This is a genomic window from Nocardia sichangensis (assembly GCF_047200615.1).
Lineage (GTDB): Bacteria > Actinomycetota > Actinomycetes > Mycobacteriales > Mycobacteriaceae > Nocardia > Nocardia sichangensis.
Genome location: NZ_JBJZOK010000021.1, coordinates 45,484 through 56,350 on the forward strand (window position 1 = coordinate 45,484; position 10,867 = coordinate 56,350).

The 10,867-nt window shown below is 72.1% G+C and carries 1 protein-coding gene; it reads right to left on the minus strand.

Annotated elements, in window-relative coordinates; all coding sequences use genetic code 11:
• Positions 1-6: 6 nt before the first annotated feature.
• The gene (locus ACL03I_RS26355; RefSeq protein ID WP_412807189.1) at positions 7-10,845 is read right to left on the minus strand and encodes a type I polyketide synthase; all 10,839 of its coding nucleotides are present in this window, start codon (positions 10,843-10,845) and stop codon (positions 7-9) included.
• Positions 10,846-10,867 lie beyond the last annotated feature (22 nt).

Below are 10,867 nucleotides of genomic sequence, written 5' to 3' on the forward strand. Positions count from 1 at the left end.
CTTCCTCTACTTTCCGCTGATCTGCTGGTCGATGAGAGCGAACAGTTCGTCCGCCGTGGCGGCCGCCTCGACGGCGTCGCGGCCCTGATCGGCGACCGGCGCGGGCTCGGGCGCGGGTTCGTCGATGGCGTCGGTCAGCGTCGCGCGGATCCGCTCGGCCAGCCGCGCCTTGTCCTCCTCCGACGGCAGGGTCGCCAGCAGCGCGGCGAGCGCGGCGATCTGGTCATCGATCGCCGAGGTGGTCGCGGTCGCTTCCCATTGCGACCGCAGCAGTTTCGCCACCGCGCTCGCCGTCGGGTAGTTGAACACCAGCGTCGAGGGCAGTCGCGTGCCCGTGCCCTCCGACAGCCGGTTGCGCAGCTCGACGCCGCCGAGTGAATCGAAACCCATCTCGTTGAACGGAGTTTCGGGATCGATCGCCGCCGCGGACTGGTATCCCAGCACCGCCGCGGCGTGTTCGCGGACGAATCCGAGCACCAGCGCGTCGCGTTCGTCCTCCGGCGCGGTGGCGAGCAGGTCGGCCAGCAGGCCGCCGGTGGCGGTTGCGCTGGAGACCCAGCGGGCGCGGCCGACGACCAAGCCGCCCAGCACTTCGGGCAGCAGCCCCGCACGCGCCTGCGCGGCCAGGGCGGACTTGTCGAATTCGACGCAGGCGACCATGGCCGCATCCGTGGCGAGCGCCGCGTCGAACAGCGCCGTACCGTCGGAGTCACCGAGGATCCGCAGACCCATACGCTCCAGCCGCGCCAGCGCGGCCCGGTCCATTTCGGCGGTCATGCCCGTGTCCTGGTTCCACAAACCCCAGGCGACCGACAAGGCGGGCAGCCCCTGCGCTCGCCGGGACTGCGCGAGCCCGTCGAGGAACGCGTTCGCGGCCGCGTAGTTGCCCTGTCCGGGCGATCCGAGAATCGCCGCGGCCGAGGAGAACACGACGAACGCCGACAGGTCGTGGCCCCGGGTGAGCTCGTCCAGGTGCAGCGCGCCGTCGACCTTGGGCGCGAGTACGCGATCGATCCGCTGAGCGGTCAGCGTCTCGATGGTGGCGTCGTCGATCAGGCCCGCGGAGTGGATCACCGCCGACAGCGGGTGCTCGGTCCCGATCGACTCGAGCACGGTGGCCAAGGCCGCGCGATCGGCCACGTCGCACGCGGCGACCCGGGTGCGCGCACCGAGCCGTTCCAGCTCGGCGATCAGTTCCGCGACACCGTCGGCCGCCGCGCCGCGCCGCGACACCAGCAGCAGATGCCGGACACCGTGTGCGGTGACCAGGTGCCGCGCGATCACCGCGCCCAATCCGCTGGTTCCGCCCGTGATCAGCACCGTGCCATCGCCGAAAGCGCTTGTGCTGCGGATGTTTTCGGGTTCTTCGGCAGGTACGTCGCCATAGGCCAGGCGCGGGAGGTAGATCTCGCCCGTGTGGACCGCCACTTGGGCGTGCCCCGATTCGAGCACGCCGAGCACCGTCGCGGCGTCCAGGTCTCCGTCGTGGTCCAGCAGCACGATACGACCCGGTTGTTCCGACTGTGCGCTGCGGACCAAACCGGTGACGGCGGCGGCGGCCAGATCGACCGGTTCTCCGTTCAGGCCCGTCGCGCGGCGGGTCGCCACCACGAGGCGAGTGTCCGCCAGCCGCTCGAGCGACAACCAGGAGCGCAGCAGCTCCCAGGCGGTGCGGGTCGCCTCCCGCACCGTCCCGGGCTCGACCGGGTCAGCGGTGGCCGCAGGTCCCTCCGGGAGCGACCAGACGACGATATCCGGAACCTGTTCGGCCGCAGCGACTTCCGACGCGTCGAGGTAGTGACGGTCGACACCGGACACTCGCGCCTGCCCCATCGTCGCCACACGGTCGGGCACCGCCCGCAGCGCGGGTAGCTCCGCGCGCGTCCAGCTCAGGGTCAGGGGTGCCGTACGGCGTCCCGGATGCGCCGCGCCCAGCGCGTCGGCCGCGATCGGACGTGCGGAGACCGCATCGACGCGCGCGACGAGCGAGCCGGTGTCGTCCGCGATGTCGATCGTGACCTGCCCCTCGGCATCCCGGACGACGCGAACGCGCGCCGCGGTGACACCGGAGCGCCACAAGCGCACACCGGTGAAGGAGAAGGGCAACGGCACCTGCCCGGCGGGCAGGTCGCCGATCAGCTCGCCGAGCGCCGCGTGCAGGCATGCGTCCAGCAGCGCCGGATGGATGCCGAACGGAGCCGCCGCGACGCCCACGGATTCGTCGAGGGACACCTCGGCGAAGGTCTGCTCGCCGCGCGTCCACAACGCGGTGACGCCCTGGAAACCGGGACCGTAGTCGAAGCCGCGCTCCGCCAGCCGGTCGTAGAGCGACCCGTCCGACGGCTCCGCGCCGGACGGCGGCCACACCGGTTCGCTCCACACCGGCGCGTGGTCGTGGTCGGCGGTGGTCAGGACGCCGCTCGCATGCCGCACCCACGGGTCCGTGCCGTCGGACTCCCGATCGGCCGCGCGGGAGTGCACGGCGAATCCGCGCCGCCCTTGCTCGTCGCGCGCCCCGACGCTCAATTGGAGCTCGATCTCGGCGGTCGCGGTGAGCGGCAACGGAGCTTGCAGCAGCAATTCGCCGACCACCCCGGCGTCCACCTGCGCGCCCGCGGCGAGCGCCATCTCCGCGAAGGCCGTCCCGGGCAGCAATACCGAGCCGAACACCGCGTGGTCGCCGATCCACGGCTGGGTGCGCGCGGAGAACCGGCCGGTGAACAACCATTCGTCCCTGCCCGCGACCGGCACCGCGCTGGTCAGCAGTGGATGGCCGAACGAGCCGGTCACGACTTCGGGAGCCGGTCGCACCCAGTACCGGCGGCGCTGGAACGCGTACGTCGGCAGCTCCACCCGTGCGTCCGCTCCCGGCAGCAGCGACCGCAGCCGCACCGGTGCGCCTGCCGCGAAGGACTGGGCGAGGAGCGTGACGAACTGGGTCACCTCGTCGACCGAACGCCTGGACGAGGCCGCCACCAGTGACTTCGCCGCCACTTCCGGACGCTCGGCCAAGCATTCTCCGGTCATCGCGGTGAGCGCGGCGTCCGGTCCGACTTCGATGAAACGCCGCACCCCGGAGTCGAGGAGACTGCGCACCCCGGGCGCGAAGCGCACACAGCCGCGCACCTGCGCCACCCAGTAGCCCGGATCGCGCATTTCGTCGCCGGCCCGCGTGCCGGATACATTCGACACGATCGGCACGGTGGGCTCGCGATAGGTCAGTCCCTCCGCCACCGCGCGGAATTCGTCGAGGACGGGTTCCATCAACATCGAATGGGACGCGTGGGAGATCCGCAGCAGGGTGTTCTTCCGTCCCGCCTCGGTCAGCCGCCGCCGCATCTCGTCGACGGCATCGGCGTATCCCGAGAACACCACCGACTCCGGACCGTTCACCGCCCCGATCGCGAGCCGGTCGGCGAGACCGGTCAGCAGTTCCTCCGCTTCCGTCTCCGACACCGCGGCCGCCAGCATCGCCCCACCGGCGGGCGCCGCACCCATCAGTCGTCCCCGCGCCGCCACCAGCGCGCAGGCGTCGGTCAGCGACCAGACCCCGGACACATAGGCCGCGACGAGTTCGCCCAGCGAGTGACCCGCGAGCACGTCCGGTAGGAGACCGTACGACTCGAGCAGCCGGAACATCGCCACCTCGAAAGCGAACAACGCGGGCTGCATCCAGTCCATCCGGTCCAGCACCCCGGCCTCGTCGGTGAACATCACCTCCCGCAGGGAACCCCCGAGATGGCGGTCGAACTCGGCGCACACCTCGTCCAGCGCGGTCGCGAACACCGGAAACGCCTGGTACAGGCCGGCACCCATGCCGACTCGCTGCGCGCCACCACCGGTGAAGAGGAAGGCCGTCGTACCCGGCACGGCCGGTGCCTCGACCGCGTGCGGCGACGTCGTTCCCGCCGCCAGCGCGGCCAGCCCGGCGAGCAGTTCCTCCCGGTCGCGGCCGACGACCACGCCGCGGCGATCCAGCAGCGCGCGCGAGTCGAGCAGGGCACGCGCCACCCGCCCCGGGTCGATCTCCGGCGCATCGGCCAGCCAGGAGCGCAAGCGTTCGGCCTGACCGCGCAGGGCTTCCGCGGATTTCGCGGAGACCACCAGCGGTACCACGCCGCCCGCTACCGGGCCGGAGTCCGCCGCCGGTCGCTCGGCACGCGTGGACGGTGGCGCCTCCTCGAGGATCACGTGCGCGTTCGTGCCGCTGATACCGAACGACGACACCCCCGCGCGTCGTATCCGGCTGCCCGAGGTCCACGATTCGGCGTCGGTCAGCACGCGCACCGATCCGGCCGACCAGTCCACATGCGGTGAGAGTTCCTCCGCGTGCAGGGTTCTCGGCAGCATCTCGTGGCGCAGCGCCTGCACCATTTTGATCACGCCGCCCACACCGGCCGCCGCCTGGGTGTGGCCGATGTTGGATTTGAGCGAACCGACACGCAGCGGACCTTCCGGGCGGCCCTGGCCGTAGGTGGCGAGCAACGCCTGCGCCTCGATCGGGTCGCCCAGTGTCGTTCCGGTGCCGTGCGCTTCCACGGCATCCACGTCCGACGGCCCGAGCCCGGCATCGGCCAGCGCCGCCGCGATCACCCGCTCCTGCGACGGACCGTTCGGCGCGGTGAGACCGTTGCTGGCGCCGTCCTGGTTCACCGCGCTGCCGCGCACCACCGCGAGCACGTTGTGGCCGAGTCGCCGTGCGTCCGGAAGCCGTTCGACCACCAGGACGGCCGCGCCCTCCGCCCACGCCACACCGTCGGCGGCGGCCGAGAACGATTTGCACCGCCCGTCCGGCGCCAGTCCGCGCTGGCGGGAGAATTCCACGAAAACCGTGGGCGTGGCCATCACCGTCGCACCGCCCACCAGGGCGAGCGAACTCTCCCCCTGTCGCAGCGCACGGCACGCCACGTGCAGTGCCACCAGCGAGGACGAGCACGCCGTATCCACAGTCATCGCGGGGCCTTCCAGACCGAGCGAATAGGCGATGCGTCCCGAGACCACGCTGGCCGCCGAGCCGGTGCCCACGTAGCCTTCGGCCTCGGGTCCGGCCTTGCGGGTCAAGACCTCGTAGTCCTGGTACATCACCCCGGTGTAGACGCCGGTGTCGGTGCCCCGCAGCGACGTCGGATCGATGCCCGCGTGCTCGAGCGCTTCCCACGACACCTCCAGCAGCAAACGCTGCTGCGGGTCCATCGCGTTCGCCTCCCGCGGGCCGATGCCGAAGAATCCGGCGTCGAAATCGGCCGCGTCCGTCAAGAACCCGCCCTCGTTCACGTAGGAGGTTCCGGTGTGTTCGGGATCGGGATCGATCAGGCGATCAAGATCCCAGCCGCGATCGGCGGGAAACTCGGAAATGGCGTCCGTCCCCGAGGCCACCAAATTCCACAGATCGTCCGGCGACGCGACTCCGCCGGGGTACCGGCAGGCCATGCCGACGATCGCGATCGGTTCGTCGGCTCGCGCGCGCTTCCGCGTCGGGCGCACGCCCTGCCCCGCGCCGTCGATCCGGGAACGCAGCAGCCGGGCGACCGCCGCGGACGTCGGGTGATCGAAGGCCAGCGTCGACGGCAGACGCAGACCGGTGGCCTTGGTGAGGCGGTTGCGCAGGTCCACCGCGCCCAGCGAATCGAAGCCCAGTTCGCTGAACGGCTTGTCGGCCTCGATCTGTTCGCCCGTGGCGTGTCCAAGTACCTCGGCGACCTGATGGCGCACGAAATCCAGCACGATCGCGTCGTGCCGGTCCGGTGGCGCCGACGCGAGCCGCTCGGCCAGTTCGCCGCCGCCCTCAGCACGGCGCGGTGCCGCTACCAGCGAACGTAGCAGCGGCGGCAGCAGATCCGCGCGGGCCTGCGCGGACAATGCCGCGGTATCGAAGTCCACGGCGGCGACCAGCGGCATCTGCGCGCCCGCCGCCCGGTCGAACAGCGCGAGCCCGTCGGACTCGGCCAAGGGTCGGAAGCCCATGCGGGACAAGCGGTCCAGGCCCGCGCGTCCCAGTTCGGCGGTCATCCCGCCGCTCTGGTTCCACGGGCCCCAGGCCACCGAGACCGCGGGCAGGCCCGCCGCGACGCGCCGCCGGGCCAGCGCGTCCAGCACCGAGTTCGCGGCGGCATAGTTGCCCTGGCCCGCCGAGCCAAGGACCGCCGCGATCGAGGAGAACAGCACGAACGCCGACAGATTCCGGTCACGGGTGAGTTCGTCCAGGTGTAGTGCGGCGTCGACCTTCGGCGCGAACACCCGCTCGATCCGGTCGGGCGTGAGTGCGTCGAGCGTCGCGTCGTCCAGGACGCCGGCGGCATGGACGACGGCGGTCAGCTCCGGACCGTCGGCCAGCTGGTCGAGCAGGGCGCGCACCGCGGCGCGGTCGCCGACGTCGCAGGCCAGTACCCGCGGCCGAGCACCGAGTCCGGCCAGTTCGGCCACCAGTTCGCGCACACCGTCGGCCCGTTCGCCGCGGCGTGACACCAGAACGAGATCCCGCACACCGTGGGTCGCGACCAGGTGCCGGGCCACCAGCGCGCCCAACCCACCGGTCCCGCCGGTGATCAGCACCGTGCCTCGGCCCAGGGTGACGGCCGCGCCGGGCGCGTCGTCACGCCGGGCGAGCCGGGGCGCGACCAGCTCGCCGCCACGCGCCGCGAGCTGCGGCTCGTCGGTCGCGAGGGCCGCCGAGATCAGCTCGGGCCCGATGACCGCGTCGCTCTCGGCGTCCACCAGCATGATCCGGCCGGGATGCTCCGACTGCGCGCTGCGCAGCAGGCCCCAGAGCGCCGCGGCCGCCAGATCCGGATCCTCGCCGGGCAGTCCGGCGCCGTTACGGGTCACCGCGACCAGCCGGGTGTCGCCGGACTCGGGGAGGCGTAACCAGGACCGCACCGCCGCCAGCGCGGTGTTCACGCTCCGGCGCACCCGGTCGGCCTCGGTGCTGACGGCGTGCCCGGGACCGGACTCGGCGAACCACACCACGGCGTCGGGCTGCGCTCGGGTGTCCGCTCTCGGGGTGTCGGTATCCGCGGCCGCTACCAGCGCGGCCATATCCGAATAGTGTTCCTCGAAAGCGGATTCCGACGGTCCGCCGACCGCCGCCAGCCGCACCGCGCCGGACCCGGCGCCGGAAGCCACCGTGGCCCACCGCACATCGTAGAGACGGTGGGGTCCGGCGGAGCGCGCGCTGCGCACCGTGTCGCTGTCGACCGGCCGCGCCCGCAGCGCATCGATCGTCAGCAGCAACGCGTCCGTATCGTCGCGGAGCTCTACCCGCGCCCCTTCGGAGCCCGTCCGCCGGATCAGCACGCGTGCCGCGCTCGCGCCACCGCGATGCAACCGCACGCCGGTGAACGAGAACGGCAGCGGCGCCTGGTTGTCGGCGAAATCAGCGGACAATAGGTCGACGGCGGCGTGCAACGCGGCATCCAGCAGTGCGGGGTGCACGCCGAAGCGCGAAGCGTCCGAATCGGTCTCGCCGAGCCGCACCTCGGCCACGACGGAGTCGCCGCGGCGCACGAACCGGCGCACGCCCTGGAAGGCGGGTCCGTAGTCGAGACCGCGGGCGGCCAGTTGGTCGTAGAGCGCCGCTCCGGTGGTCGCGTCGTCGTCCTGGAACGGGTCGTCCGTATCAGCGGGCACCGCCGCGTTTCCCGTGTCGGGAGCGAGTACACCGCGGGCGTGCGTGGATCCGGCGGTCGGGTCGCCGACGGCCCGCGAAGCGATGACGAAGCGCCTGCGCCCGGCGTCGTCGGGCGCTTCGACACTGATCTGGATATCTACTTCGGTTCCCTCGTCCAGCCGCAGCGGCGCCTCCAGGACCAGCTCGTCGATCGTCCCGGCATCCACTCGCGCGCAGGCTGCCAACGCGAACTCCACGAACGCGGTCCCGGGCAACAGCACCGTGCCGAACACCGTGTGATCGGCCAGCCACGGCTGCGACGCCGTGGACAGGCGACCGGTGAACAGCCACTCGTCCGTACCGGCCAGGGCCAGCGCCGCGCCGAGCATCGGATGGTCCATCGCCGTCAGTCCGGCGCGGCCCACATCGCCGATGCCGTCGGTCGGCGGCAACCAGTACCGCTGACGCTGGAAGGCATAGGTGGGCAACGGAACTCGGCGCACCGGCCGACCGGTGAACAGCGGGCTCCAGTCCACGTCGGCGCCCGCGGCGTGGGCGGCGGCCAGGAACGCGGTGAACTGCCCGACCTCGTCCGCGCCGCGTCGTGCGGCGGCGACCACCGCGCAGTGGGCCTCGATATCGGGTTGTTCGGTCAGGCATTCGCGGGTCATCGCGGTCAGCACCGCGTCGGGACCGATCTCCAGGAATCGTCGCACCCCGCCGGCGGCCAGCGCCTGGACTCCCGGGGCGAACCGCACGGCCGCCCGGACCTGACGGACCCAGTACTCCGGATCGGTCAGCTCGTCAGCGGCCGGTGCGCCCGAAACGTTCGAGACGATCGGGATCGTCGGCTGCCGGTAGGTCACACCGCGGGCCACGGCACGGAACTCGGCCAGCATCGGTTCCATCCGCGCCGAATGGAAGGCATGGCTCACGCGCAGCCGGTTCGTCCGACGGCCCTGAGCAGCGAAGAGCCGCTCGACCTCGGCGACGGCGTCGGCGTCACCGGACAACACCACGGAAGCGGGCCCGTTCACGGCGGCCACGGACACCCGGCCCGCGTACCCGTCGAGCGCGGCCGACGCCTCCGCTTCCGGCGCCGCCACGGCCAGCATCGCGCCGCCGGCGGGCAGTGCGCCCATCAACCGCCCGCGCGCCGCCACCAGCGCACACGCGTCGGGCAGCGACCACACTCCGGCGACATACGCCGCCGCGAGCTCACCGATGGAATGGCCGAGCAGCACATCCGGTGTCAGGCCGAACGATTCGGCGAGCCGGTACAGCGCCACCTCGTAGGCGAACAGCGCGGGCTGGGTGTACTCGGTCCGATCCAGCGGGCCCGGCGCGCTGTCGCCGTCCGCCGCCTCGGCGCGGAGCAGGTCCCGCAGCGAACGTCCGAGCAGCGGATCGAATTCGGCGCAGACTCGGTCCAGCTCCGCCGCGAACACCGGGAACGTCGCGTACAGTTCCCGTCCCATCCCGGCGCGCTGCGCACCCTGGCCGGTGAACAGGAACGCCGTGCGTCCCGATCCGGCGCGGTCGTCGACCACACCGGGCGCGGAACGGCCCTCGGCGAGTACCGCCAGACCGGCCAGGAGTTCGTCACGGTCGCGGCCGACGACCGCTCCGCGCCACTCCAGCCGGGCACGGGAGGTGAGCAGCGAGTGCGCGATATCCTGGGCGTCCGTTTCCGGGTCGTCCGCCATCCACTGTCGCAAGCGATCCGCCTGCGCATGCAGCGCCGCACCGGAACCGGCCGACAGCAGCAACGGGACGACCTGTGGGGCAGCGTGATTCGACCCGATCCCCGCCGTGGGAGCGGGCCCGGACTCCCCTTCCGCGGCGGGCTCGGCGGGCGCTTCCTCGAGGACGACGTGGGCGTTGGTGCCGCTGGCGCCGAACGACGACACGCCCGCGCGCCGGACCCTGGCACCGGCGGGCCACGGCTCGCTGTCCCGCAGCAGCCGCACGGCGCCCGCGGACCAGTCCACATGGGGGGTGGGCGCATCGATGTGCAGGGTCTTCGGCAGCATCTCGTGCCGCATGGCCTGCACCATCTTGATCACTCCGCCGACACCGGCCGCGGCCGAGGTGTGGCCGATATTGGATTTCAGCGATCCCAGACGCAGCGGCGCGTCGGCCTGCCGGGCGCCGTAGGCCGCGATCAGTGCCCTGGCTTCGATCGGATCGCCCAGCATCGTGCCCGTGCCGTGCGCCTCCACCGCGTCGACGTCCGCGGGCTCGAGGCCCGCGTCGCGCAACGCCTGCCCGATCACGGCTTCCTGCGACCGGCCGTTCGGCGCGGTCAGTCCGTTGCTGGCGCCGTCCTGGTTGATCGCGCTGCCGCGCACGACCGCCAGGACGGTGCGCCCGAGCCGCCGTGCGTCGGAGAGCCGTTCGAGCACCAGCACGCCGAGTCCCTCGGAGAAACCCGTCCCGTCGGCCGCCGCCGCGAAGGCCCGGCACCGTCCGTCGGGTGAGAGGGCGCGCTGCCGCGCGAACGCGATGAGCAGCGACGGGTCCGACATCACGGTGACGCCGCCTGCCAGGGCCAGGGTGGCGTCACCGTTGCGCAGCGCTCGGCACGCGAGATGCAGGGCGACCAGCGATGACGAGCATGCCGTATCGATCGAGACGGCAGGACCTTCCAGCCCGAGGGTGTAGGCGATCCGGCCCGACAGCACGCTGTTGGAAACACCCAGATAGGCGTGGCCTTCCGTTTCGGCCGTGATATTCGGGGAGCCGACGCGGGGCCCGTAGTTCTGGTGGGCAACCCCGGCGAACACGCCGGTGTCGCTACCGCGCAGCGAGGCCGGGTCGATCCCGGCGTCTTCCAGCGCTTCCCACGCCGCCTCTAGCATCAGGCGCTGCTGCGGGTCCATCGCGGCGGCCTCGCGCGGGCTGATGCCGAAGAAACCCGCGTCGAAATCGGCGACGGAATCGAGGAAACCGCCCTCCCGCGTGTAGACCGTGCCCGGCACGTCCGGGTCGGGATCGAACAATCGCTCCAGGTCCCAGCCACGGTCGGACGGATACACCCCGACGGCGTCCACGCCGGCGGCGGCGACGCGCCACAGGTCCTCGGGTGAACGGACGCCGCCGGGGTACCGGCAGGCCATACCGACGATGGCGATCGGCTCCCGCGTCCGATCGGTGAGTTCGCGCAGGTGTTGTTTGGTCTCGTAGAGCTCCTTCGCCGTCTTCTTGAGATAGCGGCGTAGCTCGTCGGTGTCGGCCATCGGTGGGGCTCCTGATCGTGCG